The sequence below is a fragment of the Mangrovibacter phragmitis genome, assembly GCF_001655675.1.
Classification (GTDB): Bacteria; Pseudomonadota; Gammaproteobacteria; order Enterobacterales; family Enterobacteriaceae; genus Mangrovibacter; species Mangrovibacter phragmitis.
The window spans coordinates 20,661-46,429 of the sequence record NZ_LYRP01000048.1; the positions used below are offsets into that span (position 1 = coordinate 20,661).

Consider the following 25,769-nt stretch of genomic DNA (forward strand, 5'->3'; position numbering starts at 1 on the left):
CTACCAAAGAAAAGTATCAGGCTTTTGCTTTAGCAACGGTTACCATAGCGGCACGAATAGTGCGGCCATTCAGGGTGTAACCTTTTTGCATAACGTGAAGCACGTTACCAGCCGCCACCTCTTCAGATTCCACCATAGCAATAGCCTGGTGAACATTCGGGTCCAGCGGTACATTCACATCACTGATGACATCGACACCAAACTTGCGTACTACATCCAGCATGGATTTCAGGGTCAGTTCAATCCCTTCAACCATGGATGCCATATCCGCATTTTCTTTATCCGCCACTTCCAGAGCGCGGTCCAGGCTATCGATTACGGGCAGTAATTCGTTAACGAATTTTTCCAGCGCAAATTTATGCGCTTTTTCGACATCCTGCTCAGTACGGCGACGCAGGTTTTCCATTTCCGCCCGTGCGCGCAGCACATTGTCTTGTTCGCGCTGCTGAACTTCAGCTAACTGTTTCTCCAGGTTAGCAATCTGTTCATCGCGCGGATCCACCTGGTCCGCTGTGTCCGCAGCGTCTACTTCATCATGTTGTTCCATAACGATTTCATCCGGCTGATGCTCTTCAGGTGTTTTCTGATCTTTACTGCTCATGAAATTCTCCGCGTTTTTTCGCATTTGTCTCGCTGGTTCGCTTATTATGGGGATCAGTTTCCGTGTTTCAAGGGAACAGGGCAGATTGTCGTGATCCAACCCCATGTAAGGACTCCGTAATAATGAACAAACAGTTTAACTGCATCGGCATTGTTGGGCACCCTCGTCATCCTGGCGCGCTCAGCACCCATGAAATGTTATGGCGCTGGCTGTGCAGTAAAGGTTATGACGTCATTATGGAACAGCAAATTGCACATGAACTGGGCCTGAAGCAAGCCCGCACCGGTACGCTGGCGGATATAGGCCAGCAGGCGGACCTGGCTGTTGTGGTCGGCGGTGACGGTAACATGCTCGGGGCCGCAAGGGTTCTTGCCCGTTATGGCATTAAAGTGATTGGCATTAACAGAGGGAACCTGGGGTTCCTGACGGACCTTGACCCGGATAACGCTCACCAGCAACTTGCCGATGTACTCGAAGGCCATTATATCAGTGAACAACGCTTTTTACTGGAAGCACAGGTTTGCCAGAAAGACAGCCCAAAACGGCTGAGCACGGCAATTAATGAAGTTGTGCTGCACCCGGGCAAAGTGGCACACATGATAGAATTTGAAGTCTATATTGACGAAAAATTTGCTTTCTCTCAGCGTTCCGACGGCCTGATTATTTCCACGCCGACAGGCTCCACCGCCTACTCCCTTTCTGCCGGCGGCCCAATTCTCACCCCGTCGCTGGACGCCATTACGCTGGTACCAATGTTCCCCCATACGCTCTCAGCGCGGCCACTGGTTATCAATGGCAGCAGCACCATTCGCCTGCGGTTTTCCCACCGGCGCAATGACCTTGAAATCAGTTGCGACAGCCAGATTGCGCTTCCTATTCAGGAAGGCGAAGACGTATTCATTCGCCGGTGCGACTACCAGCTAAACTTGATACACCCTATCGATTACAGCTATTTCAACACATTAAGCTCTAAACTCGGCTGGTCAAAAAAATTATTCTAAAATTCGCGTTTGCCACTTTACTGTATATAAAACCAGTTTATACTGTATGAAAACACAGCTCTGTTATTTTATACAGGAAGGTGGCTATGCTGTCACAACTCACAATCAGTAACTTCGCTATCGTTCGTGAACTGGAAATTGATTTTCACGCAGGAATGACTGCCATTACCGGTGAAACGGGCGCGGGGAAATCAATTGCCATTGATGCTCTGGGCTTATGCCTGGGTGGCCGTGCAGAAGGTGACAGCGTGCGAGCGGGCGCAGCCCGGGCAGATTTATGCGCCCGTTTTCAGTTAAAAGACACACCAGCGGCACAACAGTGGCTGGAAGAAAACCAGCTGGAAGACGGCAACGAATGCCTGCTTCGCCGGGTAATCAGCGCAGATGGCCGCTCCCGTGGCTTTATCAACGGCACCGCTGTTCCCCTGTCTCAGTTACGTGAATTGGGGCAGTTACTTATTCAAATCCACGGGCAACACGCCCACCAGTTACTGCTCAAACCAGAACATCAAAAAGCCCTGTTGGATGGCTTTGCAGGTGAGTATGCACTTACTCAGGAAATGAAGCTGTGCTGGCAAAACTGGAACCAAAGCTGCCGTGCACTGGCGCAGCACCAGCAGCAAAGCCAGGAACGCACAGCCCGCCTGGAACTGCTGCATTACCAGCTAAAAGAACTCAATGAATTTGCGCCTCAGGCTGGCGAGTTCGAACAAATAGATGAAGAGTACAAACGCCTGGCAAACAGTGGGCAACTGTTGTCCACCAGCCAGCAGGCATTAGCCATATTATCCGATACAGAATCAGCCGACGTACAAAGCCTGCTGTACACCGCTCGCCAGCAGGTGAGTGAATTGGTGAGCATGGACAGCAAACTCTCCAGCGTGCTGGACATGCTGGAGGAAGCCGCCATCCAGGTTAGTGAGGCCAGCGATGAACTACGCCATTACTGCGAAAGCACGGAACTTGATCCTAACCGCCTGTTTGAACTGGAACAGCGTATTTCCCGCCAAATTTCTCTGGCGCGCAAACACCATATTTCCCCGGAAGAACTGCCCGGGCTACACCAGGCTCTGCTCCAGGAACAAATGGAACTGGAAGAGCAAGGCGAAGCACAAGACACACTGAGCGATACCGTTACACAACATCATATGCGTGCGCTTTCGGTAGCCCGAACCCTGCATGAAAAACGCGAAATACGCGCCGCAGAACTTAGCCAACTGGTTACTGATAGTATGCACTCACTATCCATGCCTCATGGTCAGTTCACTATTGATGTCACCTTTGATGAAAACCACCTGACACCAGAAGGCGCAGACCGCATTGAGTTTCGGGTATGCACTAACCCGGGCCAGTCTTTACAGCCTTTAGGTAAAGTTGCCTCTGGGGGTGAACTGTCGCGTATCGCCCTGGCCATTCAGGTGATTACCGCACGTAAAATGGATACCCCGGCACTGATTTTTGATGAAGTGGATGTGGGTATCAGCGGGCCAACAGCCGCAGTGGTTGGTAAGTTGCTCCGCGCACTGGGCGAATCCACCCAGGTTATGTGTGTCACGCACCTGCCTCAGGTTGCTGGTTGTGCCCACCAGCATTTCTTTGTCAGCAAAGAAACCGATGGCACCGTTACTGAAACCCATATGCAGGCACTGAATAAACGCGCCCGCCTGAATGAACTCGCCCGCCTGTTAGGTGGCAGTGAAGTCACCCGTAACACGCTGGCGAATGCCAGGGAATTACTGGCTGCCTGATTCGCAATAATTACCCTCTGCTTCTGCGCCGTGCTGTGTTTGTATAAAAAACAAACACAGCACGTTTTTTATGCCCTGTTTTTCCACTTACACTCAACTTTTTTTCAACTCTAAGGTCATACTGAAGCGCCTTAAGGTTTTAAACTGGCTGAAGGTTTATTATCATCGGCTACATGACACATGAGCCAGGCACAACTCGGGCCCAAAAAGGAATCTAAAAACTATGCGCTGTAAAACGCTGACTGCTGCCACAGCGGTTCTTCTGATGTTAACTGCTGGCTGCTCCACCATGGAGCGAGTGGTGTACCGCCCTGATATCAACCAGGGGAATTACCTCACCAGTACTGATATTGCCCAGGTCCATAACGGTATGACCCAACAGCAGGTTGCTTACGCGCTGGGTACGCCAATGATGACCGACCCGTTCGGCAGTAATACATGGATTTATGTTTTCCGCCGCCAGCCAGGCCATGAAAAAGTGACTCAGCAAACCCTGACTCTCACTTTTAACAGCAGCGGCATTCTTACCAATATCGATAATAAGCCAGCCTTAACCGGTAGCGAAGGTTAAGTGCTCGCCCGCTTTCCAGGCATTACGCCTGGCGCAGCCAATAAAAAAGGTGCCAGTGGCACCTTTTTTATTGGCTGGCTTGCTACAGGCTAACCTGCGGCAATATTACTTCTTCTGCGCCGACAGCTCCGCCCGCATGCGCCGTAACGCTTTCGGGTCTGCAGTTAATGGCCGGTAGATTTCCACCCTGTCGCCGTCCTGCACGGTATCGTTCAACTTAGCCGGGCGGCTGTAGATGCCAACTTTGTTCTTCTCAAGGTTAATATCGGTGCGCAATGCCAGTAACCCGGAAGCCTCAATCGCCTGTTGCAGGGTTGCCCCTTCGGTAAGCGTTACTTTGCGCAAATACTGTTTTTCCGGCAGGGCATATACCACTTCCACCGTGATTTCAGGCAACACGATAAACCTCTTTCGCCCGGCTGGTGAACGCATTCACCATATTTGCCGCTAACTCTTTAAAGATACGCCCAAATGCCAGCTCAATCAGCTTGTTGGTAAACTCAAAATCAAGCTGGAACTCAATACGGCAGGCTTCCGGCGTGAGCGGTGTAAACTTCCAGCCGCCCATTAATTTTTTAAATGGGCCATCCACCAGGTGCATTAAAATGCTCTGGTTACTGGTCAGTTCGTTACGCGTGGTAAACGTTTTACTGATCCCCGCCTTTGAAACATCAACGGCAGCGGTCATATGTTGTGAAGAACTTTCAATCACCCGGCTGCCCACGCAACCGGGCAGGAAGTCCGGATACGATTTTACATCGTTAACTAACTGGTACATCTGCTCGGCACTGTATGGCACAAGGGCAGAACGATTGATCTGCGGCATAGTGTTTCCCGTGTTACATAAATCGCATAAATAATATCATTTATCGACGAGTAAAGAAAAACACTGAACGCAGCCATGGTAAGATGATATGTTTCTCACACTGGATGGGATGCATTTACGACAGGAATCCGTATACTGAGCAGCATTATGACGAAGAAAAAAACACACAAACCAGGCTCAGCCACCATTGCGTTAAATAAACGTGCCCGCCACGAGTTCTTTATCGAAGATGAGTTTGAAGCTGGCCTGTCCCTGCAGGGGTGGGAAGTGAAATCCATGCGTGCAGGTAAAGCAAACATTGGCGACAGCTACGTTCTGCTTAAGGATGGCGAAGCCTATTTATTTGGGGCTAATATCACCCCGCTTCAGGTCGCTTCCAGCCATGTGGTGTGCGACCCAACCCGTACCCGTAAACTGTTACTGAACCAGCGCGAGCTCGATAACCTGTACGGGCGGGTAAACCGCGAAGGTTATACCGTGGTCGCTCTGTCTCTCTACTGGAAAAATGCCTGGGCAAAAGTCAAAATTGGCGTTGCCAAAGGTAAAAAACAGCACGACAAGCGTACAGATATTAAAGACCGTGAATGGCAGGTTGATAAAGCCCGCATCATGAAACACGCGGGGCGTTAAAAGTGAATGTGCTGTTTTATTCAGCACTTAGGTAAAACGGATTCAGCCAACACTGGTGTGCAGCAACTGAATTCTGTTATACTTCCACGAATACTTTGGGGCTGATTCTGGATTCGACGGGATTCGCGAAACCCAAGGTGCATGCCGAGGGGCGGTTGGCCTCGTAAAAAGCCGCAAAAAAATAGTCGCAAACGACGAAAACTACGCTTTAGCAGCTTAATAACCTGCTTAGAGCCCTCTCTCCCTAGCCTCCGCTCTTAGGACGGGGATCAAGAGAGGTCAAACCTAAAAGAGATCGCGTGGATGCCCTGCCTGGGGTTGAAGCGTTAAATCTAATCAGGCTAGTTTGTTAGTGGCGTGTCCGTCCGCAGCTGGCAAGCGAATGTAAAGACCGGACTAAGCATGTAGTACCGAGGATGTAGGAATTTCGGACGCGGGTTCAACTCCCGCCAGCTCCACCAAAATTCTCCATCGGTGATTACCAGAGTCATCCGATGAAGTCCTAAGAGCCCGCACGGCGCAAGCCCTGCGGGCTTTTTTGTGCCTTGAATTTGTCCCGCGAAGTCTGATGCCAACTAATTAAATCCGAACCTTTTAGGCACCTTGTTAGGCACCTCATAAAGCTATATTGTTTTTGAGGTGCCTAAAACTATGGAAACCCGGCAATGGCAAGACAAACCAAACCTCTATCCGTTAAGGAAATCGAATCTGCTAAACCCAAAGAAGCGGACTACGTTCTCTATGATGGCGATGACCTTGAGCTACTCATCAAATCCAGCGGAAGTAAAATCTGGCAGTTTCGCTACATTCGCCCTGTCACTAAGAAACGAGCGAAGAAGAGTATTGGTCCCTACCCGTCAGTTACCCTTGCCGATGCCAGAAACTACAGAGCAGAGTCTCGCTCTCTCCTGGCGAAACAAATCGATCCACAGGAACATCAGCAAGAACAACTTCGCAGTTCGCTGGAAGCCAAAACCAATACTTTCCAGCTCGTAGCTGAACGTTGGTGGAATGTGAAGAAAGCCAGCGTGACAGAGGACTATGCGGAAGATATCTGGCGCTCTCTTGAAAGAGATGTCTTTCCTGCGATTGGCGACGTTAGCGTTACAGATATTAAAGCTCACACACTGGTTCAGGCCGTCCAACCGGTTCAGGCCAGAGGAGCACTGGAAACCGTTCGTCGCCTGTGCCAGCGCATTAATGAGGTCATGATCTATGCCCAAAACACAGGGCTGATTGATGCTGTTCCCAGCGTTAATATTGGTAAAGCCTTCGAGAAGCCTCAGAAAAAGAACATGCCCAGCATTCGACCGGATCAGCTACCTCAACTGATGCAGACAATGCGAACAGCCAGCATTAGCCTTTCCACACGCTGCCTGTTCATGTGGCAACTTCTTACTATTACCCGCCCTGCCGAAGCGGCTGAATCTCGCTGGGAAGAGGTAGACATAGAAGCGCGAGAGTGGAAGATTCCTGCAGCACGCATGAAAATGAATCGCGACCATACTGTTCCATTGTCAGATGAAGCAATTGCGATACTGGAGATGATGAAGCCGTTAAGTGGAAATCGAGAATTTATATTCCCTAGCCGTATCAAGCCCAACCAGCCCATGAATAGCCAAACCGTTAACGCATCACTAAAACGTGCAGGTTTTGGTGGAGTGCTCGTTTCACACGGTCTGCGATCTATCGCCAGTACAGCCCTTAATGAACAGGCTTTTCCGCCTGATGTTATTGAAGCTGCATTGGCCCATGTGGATAAGAATGAGGTGCGTCGTGCTTATAACCGCAGTGACTATCTCGAACAACGTCGCCCAATGATGCAGTGGTGGGCTGACTTCGTTATGGCTGCTGATCGCGGAAGTATGATTGAGGGAGGTACGAAAGGAATGCGTTTAGCGGTGTGACGGATAACTAATGACAGTTCCTACTTTAGTACTTTGCTAAATGAGGCTTTAAATTTCAGCCCCATATCGGAGATGGGCTAAAGCCCTTCCCTTGATCAAAAATCATATTTAAGGAAAAAAAATGCAGCTTGGTAATGTAAAGCTTTTCAAAGGAATTGGTTACGTCTGCTTTCTCGATATACTTGGGTTCTCTCAAGATATTTTATCAAACTGGAACGCAACTGAGTCTAATCCATTGGATAAGCTCTTAGCTATAAAATCAGCACTGCCAGTGCTGCACGACGATGAAGTCGAGTCAGGAGTTAGCCAGTCTGTCCGTAATTACGTGTGCCGTGTTAATACTGTCTCAGATAGCATCACGATAGCTTTTGGACTCGAGAAAGAGCTGATAATTGGTGATATGGTTTTAGGTTTGGAGGTACTGCTGGCAAATGTACGAGAAGTTTGGCGCACAGCAATAGAACTAGGCTACACCCTGCGAGGAGCTATTGATTTTGGTGAGATTTATTGGGACAAAAACGAACTGGTGGGCCCGGCATTTATAAATGCTTATCGCCTTGAATCAGAAATAGCAAGAGTTTCAAGGGTTGTTGCTTCGTCAAAATTAAATAAGCTACTAGCTAATTTGGCTAGTAACTATTCAAGCGGAATTGTGGAGCATCTAATTGACAATTTCAGAAAGGATGTTGACGGCTACATTGTGTTGGATCCTTATAAGATGTGTGTCACAGACGAAGAAAGAGTGCTGTTGGTAAAAAAATTAAAAAAAATGGCAAGTCAGGCATCGCTCCCATTAATAAAAGAAAAGTATGCCCCCTTAATCGAAATGCTGTCTAAAAGACCGTCAGCGTTAATAGAACCAAGTCAACTTGGTCAATACTAATGGCAATGATGATGAGTCGAATATGGGGCGGCCGAGAACTGAGGGAAGCTAAGAGTTATAGTTCGATTTAATTTTGGAGGTGTTGGACACGAGTGACTACTTAGTGCCAGGAGCTGTTGTTGCTGAGATGAATATGTGCACACAATCTGGGCAGGGGTATGAGCACACTCAAGCTGAGTTAAACAGTATTTGAAGCTTCATAATAGAGCTAAATAACGTTGTTCGAATATTAAGAGTGGCATTTTTTTACTGGAGTGAGGAATACATACAGATGGCAATATATGTAGATAACTGTCCAAGGTGCGCTAGTCAAAATATAACTTTTGATGTCCACGGTGCTAATCATTTTGGTAATTATAAAGAGTTTCCAAAGCCGGAAGTTCCCGCATATGAATTTTTTTGCGTGTGTCGAGAATGTCATAAAACAACGATTTTCCTTGGGATCAGCATAGACAAACATCAAGAGCTTCATAGAATCAGTTGGGGCGTGGCCATGTTCGGGTTGAAAGATGTAGCCAAGATATTAAGACCGATTTCGCCAGCGGATTTGAGCGTCGGTGAACCACCTGATTTTTTACCGCAAGAAATCAATGATGCTTATGAAGAAGGGGCAAAATGCCTCGCAATTGGTTGCAATAATGCGGCTGGAACAATGTTTAGGCTTTGTCTTGATTATGCAACAAAAGGACTTGTCCCTGATGGCGATGGTGGCCCAGCAGCAAAAATTAAGAGGAGCTTGGGACTGAGAATGGAGTGGTTATTTGATAATAAACTTATTCCGGAAACTCTTAGAGAACTAGCTGAGTGTGTCAAAGATGATGGGAATGATGGTGCTCATGAAGGGATTCTAGATAGGGCAACAGCAGAAGATCTTGAGGAGTTCACATACTTGTTTCTGGAACGGCTATACACTGAACCTCAACGCCTTGCTGAAGCCAAGGCAAGGCGTCAAGGGAGAAGAAACAAAGAAGCCTGACTTTTCAGTCATCAAACAGTAAGAATGAATAGTAAGTGTTTTAATAATCACTACTGTGGTCGCAAAAGTGTCAACTTCCGCTCTTCGCTGCCCTTTAAACCTTGCAATGGGGCAGCATTGTGACAAGAGCGGAAGTAGCACACGCACTTTCATCCGCACCGTAAACAGCGATCCAGAAAGTAAGCGATCAGAGTTTGTCGGACGCATTGCTGAACAGGCAATTCATGTTAAATATAGGCAAGCTGATTAAAAAGCAGCACGACCATGGCAGTCCTTCTTCCAGGGTGGGTTTTCCCGATAATACTGACACTACGACTTCAATGTTCGGTTAGAGGTAGTCGAGGTCTGGCTCCTATATCAAAACGTACAGATTGAATGTTACCCTGGCCCCTTTCATGCGTACCTAACGTAATTAACTACAGTCTGAAATGATATTATTCATGCCAGTTATGCCAAACACAAAAGTTGCACTGGCAAGTGACAAGCATCAAAGTGGAATGTATTTCCCGCATGGAGCAGGTAGTAAACGATAATGACCGAGCTTAAAGCTGCATCTGAGTCTGAAGAGTCCAAACGCTTGCCGGCCCGGCATGGCGCGCCCTGGGAGTACCGAGAGTTTCTTGAACTGGTCAACGGGATCAAATGTGGACTCACTACAACCCAACTTGCAAAGCTCCACCAGCGCACCTCCGGCAGCATAACTGCAGCAGCAATGCGTTTGATCCCATCAGCAGACAAACCGGAAAGCTATATTCATGCGGTGGACGTGCTAGCCAACTATATGCGCGAGAAGGGAGATGTCGATCTCAATTCGCTGGTTCAAGCCATTTGTCCGGCACCTGTTATCCGCAAGTGTGCCGTTTCTGCCCGAAACTTAACATTACAACCAACGCCTGATGGTCAGCAATCAACAAGTGGCGCTGGCAACTTACAAGCGCCGAATAAAAGCCATGAGCTTAACGTATACACAGAGTTCCTGGCTGATAACGCCACTGACGCCGATGTACTGATGCTCGTCACTGCTGCAGTGGCAAATTTGCCCAAAGAGCGTGATCGGAACGCGCTTGAAATGCGCCTCGGTGTAGATGATCAGCCACACACCTTGGCTGAAATTGGAGAGGAATGGGGCGTATCCGGGGAGAGAGTGCGTCAAATTCAGGAACGAGGATTTAAACGTTTAGCAGCACGCGCACGCTATGAGGGCACATATGGCTCAGCACTGAAAAAACTGCTGGAGCCAGCGTCTACCTCCACCGATGAATTGGCATTGTGGTTGTTTAATACAGTTCGTTTTGACTTCGTCATTCCGCTTAGACTGGCTGCGAAATTCATTCTTCGCACCGCCGGTTTCACCGTTCAGAAAGTAACTGAAGTGGCGGCATTGTTGCCCGCTATAGAGCGGTCACATAAGGCGCAATTGCGTAAGCAGAACCGCAATCGAGCTGTAATGGAAAGAACCGAATCTGTCATCACTGGTTGGTTGAATGACAGTGAATGGCCAGAGGCCATCGCACCGCCCCCACCCACTGAGCAGCTTTCAAACCAACGTCTGGTCAACGATTCGGATATTGCCGGTGATTTCTACTCTGAGAAACTCGACCGTATGGTGCAATACGAATCCGGGCTTGAGCTTGAAATATTGACACTGCTGGAACGTAGTGAACAGATCACCTATTACCAGGAACAGCCAGCCGTCATCCCCTATACCTTCGGGGGGAGAAATCGATATTATTACCCAGATCTGTTCATCGCTACGGTAGACGGCCGTGGCTTGCTTATAGAGATAAAACCGACAGACAGAATGGCGCTAAGCATCAACCGGGTCAAATCAAATGCAGGGCGAGCATGGGCGCACGCCCGTGGATGGGGTTGGTTAGTCATGAGTCTTCGGCATACGCTTCGTCAGGTCGAGGATTACCAAATCCCTGCATCTATTGTGACGTTGCTAGATAACGAACTGAAAGAGCATGGCGTTATAACCTGGAGTGACTTGATAAATTTACGCGCGCAGCACGGTCTGAAGCGATTCGATATCACAGCCTATGTAATTCAGTCAGATGCCGAATTTGACGGGGCATATAGCATCAAGCCCAAAGGATCGTGCGTTCTACATTGGCAACACAGCGAAATGACACACTGCCCTCCACATGCACGAGTAAGAGAATAGAATCAAACATGTATGTTCGAGCACTATATCTCGAATAGAGAATCACACAACCGATGTGGGTGACTTTCACCCACAATCACGAGGTCTATATGAAAAAATTCTCTCCAGCTATCATGACTTGCTCCCCGCTGATTAACGCGCCGCGATTTTAGCAATTCCATCATCATTGGTCAGAACCGTTGCCAGCTTCCGCCGAGCGCTCACAGCGGCCCCCAAAGTCCTACTGGCATTTCCGCTCCGTGCCAAAAGCGGAAGTAGCTAACAACAGCCTGTGTTGATAGGTCATATGTGCCTTTTCGTAATTTTTACTGCCTTTGTCAGAGGTTTATCTGCGAACTGAGATCCTATCGCCTTGCCTATCTCCGTGCGATAATTCTCCATGCTATGAGCAGCGGTTTTTGTACTCAAAAATCTGGTCCAATTGCATAGATCACTCACAAGCCATGAATTTAAACTTGTGTCTATGTACTCTTCACCGTTGGTGGCGAACTCATTAGGGTGGTCGCAGAAACCATATGAACGTGGGGGAACGGTTGGTACTAAATCACCAAGTCGGCGTATCTGGATTGGATAATTGTCGAAACAATTCAGATAGAAACCAGCATCAGCATACCTTGGTGCACCGAATATACACGCCGTAGCTGGCCATTGTGTTATCAGAGACTTCGATACTGCCGCTACGGCTCCGCCCAGTGAATGGCCAGCGAGTACAACATGCTCGATAGATGAACGGTCTGCTTCAGGTATTGCGTCAAAAATGCGCTTTGTTATCCGAACGGCTTCTTCCGCAAAACCACTATGCAATCCACCAGATATAATTTTTTTATCTTCAATGTGGCAATGGTCAAACCAATGATATTTTGTTACGCGGTGAGCGGAATCCACGCGCACAAGCTCTGCACGTAAGTTAACCTTCCAGTCGAACAGCAGTGCCGTACCACGGAATCCGATGAACATAATCCCGTCGATTACCACTCCAACCACTACAATCCCTGCAGATGACGCAATGAAGGGTTTTGGTAGTTCCGCATCAATGAAAGCTTCGAAAACATTTTCACTGCCCCGGATACCTTGGTCGACCAATATCTGATAGCCTTCACTCGGGACTCTGTAGAGCTTTGCGCGTTTATGCTTATCCACTTCCCATTCTGGTACCAAGTGATAAGACATTTCGGCAAAAAGCGCGGCAAGGTATCTCAGTTCCGGAGCATTCACATTAAGCGGGTTGTTCTGTGTTATGTTGAGAGCTCGGATCAGCGTGTGAATTTCATTAAAAGCGAAATCTTCCCACCTATTCATTAATATTCCTCAATTCTCAATCGCATTGACAAATACAGAGGCTATCACCCAGCATTCCCAGAATGCTAGTATTCCTTCTGCAGCCTCTAGAGTTACGCCATTAATTGTATTTTTCGATTCAAAACGTCCGCTCCTCGCTCACAGCGGACCTTGCGACCTTGATTTCTGTCCGCTCCGTGCCAAAAACGGAAGTTGGTATTTTTCGCCAACAAGTTGAAAGATGATTGATGATGTGTCTGCTAAACCCGTGGCGATTCAGTGTCAGTCTTCTCCCCACAACCCATCTCTTAACTGGGCATAAAAGGTAAAAAAATTTTTAGGCACCATATTAGGCACCATTACAAAGTTGAATTAGAATTTAGATCATATACTTCAACCAATTACATCACCAATTCAGACTCCGCCAGCCAATCATGATTGGACAGTGTATGGACTACACTATATAAAACAGGATGTTAGTCGTTACGGTAGTACGCTGACCAGACAGCAACGTGACAAAAAAGGATACGCAAAGGAGCCGCGGCTCCCTAGTGACAAAAAAGCCCGCTGATGCGGGCTTTTTTGTATTGGCGCATTGTAATAACTTAAAACTCCACTAACCACCGCTTTGAGGTGTCAGATACCAGACTGGAACGGACACAATAATCAATTACGATATCTGTTCAGAAATCAAACAACAGAGCAAAAACCATTACCCACCGAATCATGACTATCGCTGGCACGCAATTTTCTGAACCTTCAGCAAACATTATTGCCTAATGAATACATTCAGCAAAAGACAGGCAAGCATATGATACCCTTTTTACTCATTTCAGGAATTCTGGTTTCCTTCGGGTTGGTGTTAACCGGCATGATAAAAATCTGGATTGGCGTCTCAAACAATCCGGATTAATTTTAACTCAACGTTGTTCTGGAAAGTAATTTATCAATTTTGGAAGGGAATTTTTGTACCACGTTGACGTTCCTCCGTCGAAAATTATGGCTACGTTCTGCCTTGATTCGCCAGCCTTTATCAGCTGGCTTGTACCCATTTCCCCAATGAAAGCTTCTGTTGTCTACCACCTATTCCTCCCTCTTCTCTGCTGCAGTAAGACCAGCCCCGGATAACAGATCATCAACTCAGTGTCAGCTAAGTCTCACCCGGTAATCTCAGAACCACGCAAGAGATGCGGATAATAATGACCGGAGAAAGACCATGAATATTAAAATGCTGCTGACTTCCACTGTACTGGCCCTGGCCTCATTTACTGCAGCCTCTTACGCACAGGCTGCCACAACCCAGTACTGCAACCCCAATTACCACAGCTGCGAGGCTCCGTTTACCCTGAATAAGGATAAAATTGCCCCTGCCGTCCACCCGGCTGCACAGACCTGCGACCCCAATTATCACAGTTGTGAAGCTCCGTTTAACCTCAATCCGGGGCAGATTGCCAAGAAAACCGGCAGCACCAGTCATTACTGCAACCCTAATTACCACAGCTGTGAAGCCCCGTTTAATTTATAAACCGCCCTGTTATTACTCTGCCTCTGCCGGCGCTGCCACTTTGCAGCGCCGGTTATTATTTATTGCCTGCCAATACTATTTTCCGCCATCCTTCCGGGCATATTTTCGCACTGGAATCTCGTGTTTCATGACCAGCAGAAAAATGACATTTCCCGACAAAAATATAATAAGTACTCAGCATTGGCTAAGTCTCTCCTGGTAATCTCATAGTCACGCAAGAAAATGCGGATAACCATTACCGGAGATAGACCATGAAAAACGTAAAAACTTTCGCCATTATTACCCTTGCTCTTGCTTCTTTATCTGGTTCCGTTTATGCCAGTGGGCTTAACTCATTTTTTGCAGACCCTGGTGATGCGCTGGCAAGAGTGTCACCACAGCCACAAGAAATCAGCCCGGCACAAGCTGTTAACCACCAAAAAATTGGTACAATTGCTGTCACTCAACAAGGCTTTTCTGTAGATAATGCGTCGCTGAAACATGAAGCGGCAGAGCAAGGCGGGAAATACTATGTTATTACTGGTTCACAAGGCCAGACAGATCACAAAACCATTGAAGCAACGCTGTATAAATAACCCGTGTTTGTTTGCCAATAAGAATGGATGTTCTTCATCCATTCTTATTATTTACTGACAAGCCATTTTCATCTGGCAGACACAAGCGGTGTGATTCAGGGGATAATAATGCCAGAGAGAAATGAAACCCCGCGAATGAGGGCTTAAGTCTGTAAATAACTTCACATCACCTCACCAACAATAAATCACCATACCTCGTGGTGTACCGTGGTGAAAGCATATCGCGCTTCATCTGCCATTGCGGCTTAATACCCTGCCCGGCAAAATAAAGCGTGCCCTTCCCACTTTTTGCATTCAACTGATCAAGAGTGTTCATCAATAGCCTGCTGTTTTTGCGGGGCGCGTTCTCGTCGAACAGGTCGAGCTGAGCAACACCCTGGCTGAAAAAATCGCCGAGCATGACTCCAGCTTTTTGGTACCTGTGCCCTTCTTTCCAGATACGGTCCAGGCATTTTAACGCAGCATTAATAATATCCCTGCTGTCCTGTGTCGGTGTCAGCAGCTTCACTGAGGCACTATTGCCGTAGTATGGCTCATTCGGGGAAAACGGCGATGTTTTAACGAACGTTGAAATAAAACGGCAGTGCTGGTGTTCCCCTCGCAATTTCTCAGCCGCGCGCGCAGCGTAATAACATATAGCCTGCCGCATCTGCTCATATTCCGTAACGCGATCACCAAAAGAACGTGAACACACTATCTCCTGCTTTTCTGGGGCAAACTCATCCAGTTCAAAGCAGGGCTCACCACGCAGTTCACGCACAGTGCGTTCAAGGACTACGTTGAAGTGTTTGCGAATAACCCAGGTGCTTTGTTCTGACAAATCAAAAGCGGTTTTAATACCCATAGCGTTGAGTTTTTTACTGATACGCCTGCCAACACCCCATACCTCTTCCACTGGAGTCAGTGCCAGCAACCGCCGCTGGCGGTCAACATTCGACAAATCAACAACGCCCCCTGTTTGCCGCTGCCACTTTTTCGCTGCATGATTTGCCAGCTTGGCAAGCGTCTTCGTCTGCGCAATGCCCACCCCTACGGTCAGGTGAGTGTGCTTCAGCACTGTAGAACGAATTTCCTTGCCAAATTCACAGAGACTCTTGCAGTTACGGACCCCGGTCAGGTCACAAAAGGCTTCATCAATACTATAGATTTCCACGCAGGGGCTCATTTCTTCCAGTGTTGTCATCACCCGGTCAGACATATCAGCGTAAAGCTCATAATTGCTGCTGAACGCCGTAATACCGTGCCGCCGAAAAGCCTCCTTTTGCCTGAAATAGGGCTCCCCCATCACCACGAACGCCTTCGCTTCGGCGCTGCGGGAAATAACGCAGCCATCGTTATTTGAAAGCACAACTACTGGCTTCCCTTTCAAGTCTGGCCTGAATACCGTCTCGCAAGATGCGTAGAAAGAGTTTACATCGCAGAGCGCAAACATGGTTTAACTCGCCACTTTCACAATAAAAGTCACAACACCAAAAATATCGAGGATATCTTCACTGCCTGGAACAATTGGCGAATAGGCACTATTCATTGGATTAAGCTGCACGGTGGGGCGCAGTTGAAGCCGTTTAACAGTGAACTCACCTTCTACAGCCGCTATCACGATGTCACCGTGCACAGCTGTGCGTGAACTGTCGACAACAAGCAAATCACCGTCACTAATTCCCCCTTCAATCATTGAGTCGCCACTGGCTTTCACAAAATACGTGGCGCTCGGGTGTACGACCAGTAACTCATTCAGATCAATACGTTGTTCTATGTAGTCTGCGGCTGGGGATGGGAAACCGCATTGAACCATATCGCTAAATAAAGGGAGCGCAATTGCCTGGCGCAGTTCGTTTGGTGAATAAAACCGCATAATAAACTCTCTCAGGTTGATACTGGTTATACATACAGTATATACTGTGAAAATACCCAGTAAAGAGGAGTTAAAGCATGTTTGTGGAACTCGTTTATGACAAAAGGAATTTTGATGGTTTGCCGGGCGCAAGGGATATCATCCTGGGCGAATTAAGCAAGAGAGTGCAGCGTATCTTTCCGGATGCAGAAGTTCGGGTTAAACCAATGATGACACTACCCGCAATCAACACAGACGCCACCAAGCACGAAAAGGAACAAATAAGCAGGGTTGTACAAGAGATGTTTGAAGAAGCGGATATGTGGCTTACGGATGAATAACAAGCTATACATTCAGCTTCCGCCAACACTAAGTATATGCTAAGTGTGCCAGTGTAGTTTCTCCATGGGTTGTGCAAATCCCTGCACACTTTTGGAGGAACATTATGCACCGTTATACCAAACTTTCCCTGCTGGCTCTCGCTATTGCATCGGCTGGCACTACCGCCTGGGCAGCCAAAGAGAGCGTGGCGAATGATGCCCTGGCAGGCAGAACATACCTGCCAGGTGTTGCGCCTGAATGCACTAAGGCTGTGTCTGAAAAATGACATCTCTGGCTTTATCAGTGTACTGATGGATCTTATCAAAATTCAGATAACAATACGTATCCGCAGTAGTGTCTGCAATCTCGGACATCCGCCGGTGATACTCTGTTGGTGAGGGAAGTTTCCCGGTCAGTGCTGCGATAGCCGCAAGTTCAGCAGAAGCAAGGTAGACATTCGCACCCGTCCCCATCCGGTTGGGAAAATTACGCGTAGAGGTTGACACTGCGGTGGCACCCTCAGCGACGCGCGCCTGATTCCCCATACACAAGGAACAGCCCGGCGATTCAATGCGGGCACCACATTTACCAAATACACTGTAGTAACCTTCCTCCATCAACTGCGATGCGTCCATACGCGTTGGCGGAGCAACCCATAGCCGGGTCGGTAAGGCTCTCTGATGTTCATCCAGCAGCTTACCGGCAGCCCGGAAATGACCGATATTAGTCATGCAGGAACCAATAAATACTTCGTCAATGCTCGTTCCCTGTACTTCTGAGAGTAAGCGGGCATCGTCAGGATCGTTTGGTGCGCAGACGATAGGTTCTTTAATCTCCGACAAATCTATCTCGATAACGGCGGCGTACTCAGCGTCAGTATCAGCTTCCAGTAATTGAGGATCAGCAAGCCACTTTTCCATTCCATGGATACGTCGCTCCAGTGTGCGTCTGTCACCGTACCCTTCTGCAATCATCCAGCGCAACAGTACAACATTCGATTGCAGGTACTTCACGACAGGCTCCAGATTCAACTTAATAGTACAACCCGCCGCCGAGCGTTCCGCAGAGGCATCTGTAAGTTCAAAAGCCTGTTCAACATTGAGTTCGGACAACCCTTCTATCTCCAGAATTCGGCCTGAGAAGATATTTTTTTTCCCTTTTTTCTCAACGCTCAACAACCCCTGCTGGATAGCGTAATACGGAATAGCATGAACCAAATCGCGTAAAGTGATGCCCGGTTGCATAGTTCCTTTAAAGCGTACCAGCACCGATTCAGGCATATCGAGCGGCATAACGCCCGTTGCAGCAGCAAATGCTACCAGACCTGAGCCCGCAGGCAGGGAAAGCCCAATAGGGAAACGCGTATGCGAATCACCTCCTGTCCCCACAGTATCGGGCAGCAACATCCGGTTGAGCCAGGAATGAATAACACCATCCCCCGGGCGCAATGAGACACCGCCACGGTTCATGATGAAAGTCGGTAAGGTCTGTTGCATTTGAACATCGACACGCTTCGGATACGCTGAGGTGTGACAAAAAGACTGCATCACCAGATCGGCCGAAAAACCGAGGCAGGCAAGATCCTTAAGTTCATCTCGCGTCATTGGCCCCGTAGTATCCTGGGATCCCACTGACGTCATTTTTGGTTCGCAATAACACCCAGGACGCACTCCCCGTAAACCACAAGCTCGTCCCACTATTTTTTGAGCAAGCGTAAATCCGCGCTGGCCAGTTGCCACTTCTTTAGCCTGCCGAAAAACATCACTTGCTGGCAGACCCAGGGATTCACGGGCTTTGGCAGTCAGGCTTCGCCCAATACTTAGTGAAATTCGCCCGCCGGCACGCACTTCATCCAGTAACACATCCGTTTTAAGCGTAAACGTGGCGATTAACTCCCCTCCTTGATGTTGGCGAATCTCCCCTTGGTATGGATAGATATCGATTACATCGCCCATATTCAGGCGAGTCACATCCACTTCTATTGGTAATGCTCCCGCATCTTCCATGGTATTAAAAAAGATTGGCGCAATTTTCCCGGCCAGCACTATGCCACCAGCCCGCTTGTTGGGAACAAACGGGATGTCATTACCCATATGCCAGAGCACAGAGTTAGCGGCAGACTTGCGCGAAGAACCGGTACCCACCACATCGCCCACATAGGCCAGAGGAAATCCCTTATTCTTTAACTCTGCTATCTGCGTAACAGGCCCCACTACCCCTGGTTCATCCGGCACAATGCCCTCGCGTGCATTTTTCAGCATGGCCTGCGCATGAAGCGGAATATCGGGCCGAGACCAGGCATCCGGTGCCGGGGAGAGATCGTCGGTGTTAGTTTCACCCGTAACTTTAAAAACCGTTACAGTGATTTTTTCAGGGATGGATGGTCGGCAGAGAAACCATTGTGCATCGGCCCACGCCTGAAGCACCTGCCGTGCAAAGGTATTTCCCGCTTTTGCTTTCTCTTCAACGGAATAGAAACTATCAAACATCAGCAGTGTCTGCGATAACGCACTGGTGGCGATCGGTGCCAGTTGCGGCACGTCCAGTGCCGCAATCAACGGTTCAATGTTGTAACCGCCCTGCATCGTCCCCAGAAGTTCGACTGCTTTTTGCGGTGATACCAATGGAGAAATTGCTTCGCCTTTCGCGATTGCAGCCAGAAATTCGGCTTTAACACGAGCAGCATCATCAACACCAGGCGGAACACAATGCGCGAGCAAATGTAATAATAAAGTCTCTTCGCCCACGGGTGGATTTTTCAGAAGCTCAGTCAGTGAGTTCATTTGGTGTTGATTCAGCGGCAGAGGAGGAATATGTTGAGCCGCACGCCCGGCCTGCGCCTGGCAATAATCATTTAACACAATTAAATTCCTTATGAATAATGCGAGGGATCTACCCCGAATCGCTACGCCTGAATTGACGCCAGCACCCAGGAAACAGAAAGTAGATCCGCACTCCCACCCGGGCTAAGATTGCGGGAGATGAGGATCTTATCCATTGCGCAGAGATCGTGGCGCGCCCAGCCATTTTTTAACAATTCAGCGGCATAGTTCTGCACAAATGCCAGTCCATCAGGCCCGCCACGCGACACCAAATTACTGTCAGGATTGACAGCCATTAGTCTGAGCAGCGCGCTGTGAAGCTGTCGTACTTCTGTTTCCTGATACCAGAACGGCAACACATGATGACGGACAGTAGCAAAACCACTTTCGGCCTCACCTCTTGCGCCGCGCAGCCCATAGCGACGAAATAGTCTTTCACCTGCTGTTGTCATTTCTTTTTCATTACGGCCCACCAGCTCACCGGCTACCAGGCCCTGGCACATTTTGCTAACTTCATCGCACAGCCTCTCATGGCTAAACCATTGCCCTTGCGCCTGTAAACGTCCCGCAGCAAAGCAAAGTAACCCGAGAGAAAAAACACCGCCCTTGTGGGTATTAACTCCCCCCGTCGCGGCAAACATGGCCTGCTCGCAGGCTATGCCTAAAGGACGCAGCAGCTGTAATTGTTGATCCACAGGCAAATGTGCATAGTGCCCTCCCTGGTCTGCAAACACCCGAAACCAGGGCGAAATCGCGGTGATACTCTTCTGGAACAAACGGTAATCCATGTCTCTATGCGAACCGTTGTTGTCTTTGTCGACCAACCCCGGCTTCGGCGTTAGCTCCAGTTCCCGAAGCAGCGCCTCTTCAGCCAAGGCTGCAACATCAGGAAAAATCCATTTAGTCGCGGGCAAACCAGTCATCGATCATAGCCTCCACACACGCGATCACTTGCTCTGGCGAATGCTGGCGGGAGCGGCTACAGGCATGAGCAGGTTCATCGCACAGCAAGCAGCGACGCATCTCGCGCCCTAAGGCTTTACGGCCAATAGCCCCTTGTTGTGGACAAATCACATCGATATCCCACAGTCGTCCCAGTGGATGCGTTTGTTCAAGCAGAGTACTGAGCGCTTTCACTTCGCTGGCGTCATGGTCCACGCACCACATTGCTTCTGGCCCTGTGGGTAGCCACAGCACCTGGCGATCCAAGACGCGCCATCGTTGCTGCCACAGCAGTTGATCGCAGGCCTGCAGCGCCACCCCCATAGTATTGCGATAACGAATGCTATCCTTCACAACCCCTGGCGTAACCAGGGTCAGCGAAATCACTGTTCTACGGTAGTGGGTCAGCCAGCCTGTCTGTCGCTCAGCACGATTGTCTCTCGCGCTGAGCAGCGCATCCAGGCTGACACCTGCTTTCACAGGCGTCGCGATAGTCATGCTTCTGCTTCCTTAACCTGGTAGACGACATCAATCACGCTGCCATCGCGGTAACGGATAACCCCGACAATTTTATCGGTGAACGCAATCGGTTCTGGCACGCCAGTCAGAGAAATAGCGCGCTGGTATAATTCCTCAATCGCCACCACATTCAGCCCCGCTTTTTCCAGACGCTCACGAATCTCCGGGCGGGCGGGATTTACCGCGATCCCATGGTCAGTGACCAGCACATCAATGCTTTCCCCAGGCGTTAAACGCGTGGTAACGCGTTTCACTACGGTAGGAATACGGCTACGCAGCAACGGTGCGACCACTATCGTCAGGTTAGCAGCGGCGGCGACATCACAATGCCCACCGGAAGCACCGCGCATCACGCCGTCCGATCCGGTAATAACATTGACATTAAATTCAACATCAATTTCCAGAGCACTGAGGATAACTACATCCAACTGATCGCAGCAGGCAGCTTTGCTGCCCGGATTGGCATACACATTGGTTGAAATTTCAATATGATTAGGGTTGCGCACCAGTGAGGCAGCGGCCTGGCTGTCAAAACACTGGGTATCAAGCAGTTTTTCTATCAACCCTTTTTCATGAAGATCGACCAGGCTACCGGTAATACCGCCAAGCGCAAAGCTCGCCTTGACACCATTACGGTCCATTTTCTCTTCCATGAAGCGAGTGCAGGCCGTTGCAGCAGCACCAGATCCAGTTTGCATCGAGAAACCATTTTTGAAGTAACCGGAATGCTCTATGACCTCAGCGGCCTGGCGGGCAATCATCAGTTCACGCGGGTTACTGGTGACACGGGCGGCACCGGTACTAATTTTGTCAGGGTCACCAACACTATCCACCTGCACAATATAATCGACCTGGTCCTGGCCCAGACTGGCGGGCATATTTGGAAATGGCACCACTTTTTCGGTCAGCACCACCACTTTATGCGCAAACTGCGCATCCACCATTGCATAGCCAAGCGAACCACAACATGCCGGGCCTCCTGTGCCATTGGCGTTGCCAAATTCATCACTGCACGGCACGCCCAGGAAGGCAACATCAATATTTAACTCCCCATCTTGCAACAATTTAACGCGGCCGCCGTGGGAATGAATTTGCACTGGTTCATCCATCAGGCCATGAGAAACCGCTTCCGCCAGTTTGCCGCGCATTCCTGAAGTAAAGATACGGGAGATAACGTTGTTGCGAATATGCTCAATGAGTTCGTCATTACAGGTCATCAGCGAACTGGACGCCAGTGTCAGGTTTTTGAAACCCATCGCAGCCAGTTGTGACACAACGCGATTAATCACCCGATCCCCTTCACGGAAAGCATGATGAAAAGAGATGGTCATTCCATCACGCAGCCCACTGCGTTCAATTGCCTCAACCAGAGAAGAACACAACTTGCGTTGATGCTTACTGTCGATGTCATCCAGCCACGGGGTTGCCGTGTGCGCACGTTCGAAAGGTTTCAGATTCAGGTGAGGAAACTGTTTATGAAGATGTTCTGTTTGATTCATGATGTTGTCCTTAGCGGCGCACGCCAGAAGCAGCGGCACGCTCCAGTACCATTTGAGCGTGATTAATTATCGGGGCATCAACCATTTTTCCGTTCAGCGACACAACCCCCAACCCATTGCGAGCCCCCTCTTGTGCGGCTTCAATGACTTGAGATGCATGATCCACTTCCTGCTGGGTCGGCGCGTAAGCGTTATGCAGCAACTCAATTTGCCGGGGGTTAATCAATGACTTACCGTTAAAGCCCATCTTGCGGATCTGCTCCACTTCGCGAAGAAAGCCAGCCTCATCGTTAACGTCAGACCAGACAACATCAAATGCATCAATGCCGGCTGCCCGGGCAGCGTGAAGTACCGCGCAACGCGCGTAAAACAGTTCCGTGCCGTCACCTCGCTCTGTTTGCATGTCCATCACATAGTCAAATGCCGCCAGAGCAATACCAATCAAGCGCTTTGAACTACGCGCAATCGCAACCGCATTAATAACGCCAATCGCTGATTCAATGGCGGCCATCACTTTGGTTGATCCAGGCTCACGGCCACAGTCAGCTTCAATACGTTCCAGATGGCCTTCCAACTGATAAATATCTTCAGGTGTGTCAGTTTTCGGCAAGCGAATCACATCAACACCGGCGCGAACCACCGCTTCCAGATCAGCAAGACCAAAAGGCGTATTCAGCGGATTGATGCGCACCACAGTTTCAATCCCCTGATACATCGGGTGTTGAAGCGCATGGAATACCAGCAGACGAGCGGTGTCCTTCTCACGCAACGCCACGGCATCTTCAAGATCGAACATGATAGAGTCCGGGTGATAAATAAATGCAGTAGAAAGCATGGCGGCATTGGCTCCCGGCAGGAACAACATACTGCGACGGAGTTTTTTCATTTCAGTTTTTCCCAGTCAATATCCTGCACATCTGCTGCGCGGAGAATGGCACTTTGTAAACGTGCGCGGATCACACAATCCAGTGCACCTTTGTCATCAATCATGATCAAACCTTCACGAACATCGACTTTGCGCAGCGTATCTGTCACAACCCGTCGGATCTGTTCGCCAAATTGCTTAATCACTTCGCTGTTAATAATGATTTCCAGCTCACCATTTGCGGGAGCGATTTTAACCATCAGGTCGCTGGACTCCATCGTTCCTGCCAGCGCCTCCTTCACAATCTTCATATTCTCGTCCTGGTATTAAGCCACTACTATCTTCGCCGCCGCATAGCGAGCGACAAGGTGTGTAAAAGTTGTCTCCGGAACGATGTCCCGAAGACGAGAAAATTGTTCTGTCTTCAGTAAACGGCGAACTTCTGAAGCAGATATAGCCTGTCCGTCTGCTTTAATACGCGGTAATTCCACCACGGTGATATACCCGCGCAGAAGGCTGTGCAGCGTCTGGTTGTATTGTCGGGTTATCTTGCAAAAAGGTTCGGATCCCACAAAACGGTGTGTGATCCCTAATGCTGGCGCTATTGCATCGCGGAAAATCAGGACATCAATCTCACTCCATGCACGCTGAACTTTCCCGGTATCTTTCAGAAAATAGGCAGGAAAGGTGGCCCGTGAAATCACGTAGTCCGAACCTGGGTGCACGGTTACATTTGGCAACCCCGAGACGCCGTTCTTGACCATTGCCAGGCGATCAGCAAAAGGAATAAAAGAGGCATCTTCACGTACCACAAAAACATGAAGCCAGTCACAGCTAAAAGCAGCCTGTTCGACCAAATAGCGATGCCCTTTAGTAAAAGGGTTCGCGTTCATCACAATAGCGCCAATATGTGTACCGGGTTGTCTGAATGCGGACAGGCTCTGACAGTAACGCTGAATCCCCCGTGGTGTGTTTTCCATCAGAATCGCATTTTCGCCGCTTTGCGCCACTGGCCAGAACCCACTGCGCTGAAAGCGCTCACGATTACAGGGCCGGGTACAGAGAAACAGGTGAAAATAACCGTGGGACAGCGCCAAATTTTGTACTTCGCTGAGCAAACGTGCGCTGAGATTTTCCCCGCGTAACTTTTCACTGACGGCAACACACTTGATAACGTTGTCGACAAGCCCCGCGCAGCCTACCAATTCTCCCCCTCTGCGAGCTTCCACCATCCAGTGAATATCGCAGTCCATACCCAGCCCGCTATCAGCAAGTAGCTGACGAGCAGGCTCCGCTCGTTGAGGGTAGCGCTGGAGGTCGGTAACGCTGAAAGTGAGAGTCAGTTCTGTCATACCACACCGCCCCGGTTACAGAGATTCCGCCATTTCATATTGCGGGGCATCCATAATGATGTTGCTCAGACGTCCAATGCGTTCAATTTCAACTTCAATCCGGTCCCCCGCATACATAAAAAGCGGAGGATTGCGTTTTTTACCCACGCCGCCTGGCGACCCTGTGATGATGACATCGCCAGTGCTCAGAGAAGTAAATGTACTGATGTATTCAATAAGGTTTGCAACCCGATGGATCATACTGGCTGTCGTATCTTCCTGAACCATTTTGCCGTTAAGCCAGGTGCGGATAGCCAGCTGATGGGGATCGGGAATTTCATCCGTGGTGGTTATGCAGGGCCCGAATGCCCCGGTTTTGCGCCAGTTTTTACCAGCGGTAAACCAGCTGTGCTGCCAGTCTCTCGCAGAACCGTCCATGTAACAGCTATATCCGGCCACATGAGAAAGTGCGACATCCGCACGAATATGTTCGCCGCCCTTGCCAATAATGACCGCCAGTTCGCCTTCATAGTCGAACTCACTGGAAAGACGTGGCTTCAGTACTGGTGTGTTATGCCCAGTTTGTGAATCAGGGAAACGCACAAACAGTGTGGGTGCCGGATTATGCTGATCAAATTCTTTGCGTTTATCGGCATAGTTCATACCAACGCAAAGAATTTTACCGGGCTCATCAATGACCGGCAAAAACAGAACGTCGTTTTCGCTTAAATCCACAGGTGCCCGACTATATTGCTGGGCAATACTAATAAAACTAGCAGCCAAAAAATCTTTCAGCGTGGGATATATATTTCCGATACGGCTTTCAAGGTCAATAATTCCCGCATCGGTATAAATACCGTAGCTTTTACGCCCTGCATGAATGTAATTTGCCAGCTTCATATGAATACCTTTATTTTTCTCGCTGTACACCTGATGCCCGCACAGCGA

27 protein-coding genes and 1 other RNA gene are annotated in these 25,769 nt (G+C 49.1%); 14 read left to right on the forward strand and 14 right to left on the reverse strand.

Annotated features, from left to right (window positions below):
• Nucleotides 1-16: 16 nt before the first annotated feature.
• Nucleotides 17-601: a nucleotide exchange factor GrpE gene (gene grpE, locus A9B99_RS20380; RefSeq protein WP_156519111.1), complete on the reverse strand. Its 585-nt coding sequence runs from the start codon at nt 599-601 to the stop codon at nt 17-19.
• A gap of 122 nt (nt 602-723) precedes the next feature.
• On the opposite strand from grpE, the gene nadK reads away from it, so the two are divergent.
• The 3 genes from nadK to bamE all read left to right on the forward strand — a co-directional run bounded on the left by nadK (nt 724) and on the right by bamE (nt 3,921).
• Entirely contained in the window at nt 724-1,602 is an 879-nt protein-coding gene (gene nadK / locus A9B99_RS20385; RefSeq protein WP_036104029.1) for an NAD(+) kinase, read from the forward strand.
• Between the two features lie 86 nt (nt 1,603-1,688).
• The gene (gene recN, locus A9B99_RS20390) at nt 1,689-3,350 is read left to right on the forward strand and encodes a DNA repair protein RecN (protein ID WP_064600775.1); all 1,662 of its coding nucleotides are present in this window, start codon (nt 1,689-1,691) and stop codon (nt 3,348-3,350) included.
• Nucleotides 3,351-3,573: 223 nt separating this feature from the next.
• The gene (bamE, locus tag A9B99_RS20395) at nt 3,574-3,921 is read left to right on the forward strand and encodes an outer membrane protein assembly factor BamE (RefSeq protein WP_064600776.1); all 348 of its coding nucleotides are present in this window, start codon (nt 3,574-3,576) and stop codon (nt 3,919-3,921) included.
• Nucleotides 3,922-4,026: 105 nt separating this feature from the next.
• On the opposite strand, the gene A9B99_RS20400 is transcribed toward bamE, so the two are convergent.
• Nucleotides 4,027-4,320 (reverse strand): RnfH family protein, encoded by a 294-nt coding sequence (locus A9B99_RS20400; protein WP_414855558.1) that lies wholly within the window; start codon nt 4,318-4,320, stop codon nt 4,027-4,029.
• Entirely contained in the window at nt 4,310-4,747 is a 438-nt protein-coding gene (locus A9B99_RS20405; RefSeq protein ID WP_036104016.1) for a type II toxin-antitoxin system RatA family toxin, read from the reverse strand. The genes A9B99_RS20400 and A9B99_RS20405 overlap by 11 nt, the downstream gene beginning before the upstream one ends.
• Nucleotides 4,748-4,894: 147 nt before the next feature.
• On the opposite strand from A9B99_RS20405, the gene smpB reads away from it, so the two are divergent.
• The 6 genes from smpB (at nt 4,895) to A9B99_RS20435 (ending at nt 11,310) form a co-directional block, all read left to right on the forward strand.
• On the forward strand, nt 4,895-5,377 hold the full coding sequence (smpB, locus tag A9B99_RS20410; protein WP_036104014.1) for an SsrA-binding protein SmpB: 483 nt from the start codon (nt 4,895-4,897) through the stop codon (nt 5,375-5,377).
• A 97-nt stretch (nt 5,378-5,474) separates the two neighbouring features.
• Nucleotides 5,475-5,838, forward strand: a transfer-messenger RNA (tmRNA) gene (ssrA, locus tag A9B99_RS20415).
• A 204-nt stretch (nt 5,839-6,042) separates the two neighbouring features.
• Nucleotides 6,043-7,284: an integrase gene (locus A9B99_RS20420; RefSeq protein WP_064600778.1), complete on the forward strand. Its 1,242-nt coding sequence runs from the start codon at nt 6,043-6,045 to the stop codon at nt 7,282-7,284.
• A gap of 121 nt (nt 7,285-7,405) precedes the next feature.
• On the forward strand, nt 7,406-8,167 hold the full coding sequence (locus A9B99_RS20425; protein ID WP_064600780.1) for a hypothetical protein: 762 nt from the start codon (nt 7,406-7,408) through the stop codon (nt 8,165-8,167).
• Nucleotides 8,168-8,438: 271 nt separating this feature from the next.
• The gene (locus A9B99_RS24080) at nt 8,439-9,143 is read left to right on the forward strand and encodes a DUF4145 domain-containing protein (protein ID WP_064600782.1); all 705 of its coding nucleotides are present in this window, start codon (nt 8,439-8,441) and stop codon (nt 9,141-9,143) included.
• Nucleotides 9,144-9,675: 532 nt separating this feature from the next.
• Complete coding sequence (locus tag A9B99_RS20435) at nt 9,676-11,310, forward strand: TnsA endonuclease N-terminal domain-containing protein (protein WP_082917923.1); 1,635 nt, start codon at nt 9,676-9,678, stop codon at nt 11,308-11,310.
• Between the two features lie 282 nt (nt 11,311-11,592).
• Here the strand turns inward: A9B99_RS20435 and A9B99_RS20440 are convergent, their stop codons facing one another.
• A complete protein-coding gene (locus A9B99_RS20440; RefSeq protein ID WP_064600784.1) occupies nt 11,593-12,609 on the reverse strand; it encodes a lipase family protein in 1,017 nt (338 codons plus the stop codon).
• 790 nt (nt 12,610-13,399) lie between these two features.
• On the opposite strand from A9B99_RS20440, the gene A9B99_RS24540 reads away from it, so the two are divergent.
• From A9B99_RS24540 to A9B99_RS20450, 3 genes are all read left to right on the forward strand, one after another.
• Nucleotides 13,400-13,501, forward strand: a complete 102-nt coding sequence (locus tag A9B99_RS24540) for a YnaM/YnfT family protein (protein ID WP_414855559.1) — start codon at nt 13,400-13,402, stop codon at nt 13,499-13,501.
• A 303-nt stretch (nt 13,502-13,804) separates the two neighbouring features.
• Nucleotides 13,805-14,113: a hypothetical protein gene (locus A9B99_RS20445; protein ID WP_064600786.1), complete on the forward strand. Its 309-nt coding sequence runs from the start codon at nt 13,805-13,807 to the stop codon at nt 14,111-14,113.
• Nucleotides 14,114-14,364: 251 nt separating this feature from the next.
• Entirely contained in the window at nt 14,365-14,688 is a 324-nt protein-coding gene (locus tag A9B99_RS20450) for a YdgH/BhsA/McbA-like domain containing protein (RefSeq protein ID WP_064600788.1), read from the forward strand.
• A gap of 166 nt (nt 14,689-14,854) precedes the next feature.
• On the opposite strand, the gene A9B99_RS20455 is transcribed toward A9B99_RS20450, so the two are convergent.
• Complete coding sequence (locus A9B99_RS20455) at nt 14,855-16,120, reverse strand: Y-family DNA polymerase (protein WP_064600790.1); 1,266 nt, start codon at nt 16,118-16,120, stop codon at nt 14,855-14,857.
• 3 nt (nt 16,121-16,123) lie between these two features.
• Nucleotides 16,124-16,543 carry a translesion error-prone DNA polymerase V autoproteolytic subunit gene (locus A9B99_RS20460; RefSeq protein WP_064600792.1) on the reverse strand — a complete coding sequence of 140 codons (420 nt, stop codon included), beginning with the start codon at nt 16,541-16,543 and terminating at the stop codon, nt 16,124-16,126.
• Between the two features lie 77 nt (nt 16,544-16,620).
• Between A9B99_RS20460 and A9B99_RS20465 the strand changes: the two genes are divergently transcribed.
• Together A9B99_RS20465 and A9B99_RS23965 are read left to right on the forward strand one after the other, a co-directional pair.
• Nucleotides 16,621-16,863, forward strand: coding sequence for a DinI family protein (locus tag A9B99_RS20465; protein WP_064600794.1), 243 nt, complete (start codon nt 16,621-16,623; stop codon nt 16,861-16,863).
• Between the two features lie 104 nt (nt 16,864-16,967).
• Nucleotides 16,968-17,129 carry a hypothetical protein gene (locus A9B99_RS23965; protein ID WP_156519112.1) on the forward strand — a complete coding sequence of 54 codons (162 nt, stop codon included), beginning with the start codon at nt 16,968-16,970 and terminating at the stop codon, nt 17,127-17,129.
• On the opposite strand, the gene acnB is transcribed toward A9B99_RS23965, so the two are convergent.
• From acnB to A9B99_RS20505, 8 genes are read right to left on the reverse strand one after another with little or no spacing between them, the layout of a single operon-like run.
• Entirely contained in the window at nt 17,107-19,704 is a 2,598-nt protein-coding gene (gene acnB / locus A9B99_RS20470; RefSeq protein ID WP_156519113.1) for a bifunctional aconitate hydratase 2/2-methylisocitrate dehydratase, read from the reverse strand. The two genes, A9B99_RS23965 and acnB, sit on opposite strands and share 23 nt — an antisense overlap.
• A 44-nt stretch (nt 19,705-19,748) precedes the next feature.
• Nucleotides 19,749-20,588 carry a triphosphoribosyl-dephospho-CoA synthase CitG gene (gene citG / locus A9B99_RS20475; protein ID WP_064600797.1) on the reverse strand — a complete coding sequence of 280 codons (840 nt, stop codon included), beginning with the start codon at nt 20,586-20,588 and terminating at the stop codon, nt 19,749-19,751.
• Complete coding sequence (citX, locus tag A9B99_RS20480; RefSeq protein ID WP_064600799.1) at nt 20,566-21,105, reverse strand: citrate lyase holo-[acyl-carrier protein] synthase; 540 nt, start codon at nt 21,103-21,105, stop codon at nt 20,566-20,568. The genes citG and citX overlap by 23 nt, the downstream gene beginning before the upstream one ends.
• Nucleotides 21,102-22,625, reverse strand: coding sequence for a citrate lyase subunit alpha (gene citF, locus A9B99_RS20485; RefSeq protein ID WP_064600801.1), 1,524 nt, complete (start codon nt 22,623-22,625; stop codon nt 21,102-21,104). The genes citX and citF overlap by 4 nt, the downstream gene beginning before the upstream one ends.
• 10 nt (nt 22,626-22,635) lie before the next feature.
• Nucleotides 22,636-23,511, reverse strand: a complete 876-nt coding sequence (gene citE, locus A9B99_RS20490; RefSeq protein ID WP_064600803.1) for a citrate (pro-3S)-lyase subunit beta — start codon at nt 23,509-23,511, stop codon at nt 22,636-22,638.
• Nucleotides 23,508-23,801, reverse strand: a complete 294-nt coding sequence (gene citD, locus A9B99_RS20495) for a citrate lyase acyl carrier protein (RefSeq protein ID WP_064600805.1) — start codon at nt 23,799-23,801, stop codon at nt 23,508-23,510. The genes citE and citD overlap by 4 nt, the downstream gene beginning before the upstream one ends.
• A gap of 15 nt (nt 23,802-23,816) precedes the next feature.
• Nucleotides 23,817-24,842: a [citrate (pro-3S)-lyase] ligase gene (citC, locus tag A9B99_RS20500; protein ID WP_064600807.1), complete on the reverse strand. Its 1,026-nt coding sequence runs from the start codon at nt 24,840-24,842 to the stop codon at nt 23,817-23,819.
• 15 nt (nt 24,843-24,857) lie between these two features.
• Nucleotides 24,858-25,721: a fumarylacetoacetate hydrolase family protein gene (locus tag A9B99_RS20505; RefSeq protein WP_064600808.1), complete on the reverse strand. Its 864-nt coding sequence runs from the start codon at nt 25,719-25,721 to the stop codon at nt 24,858-24,860.
• Nucleotides 25,722-25,769 lie beyond the last annotated feature (48 nt).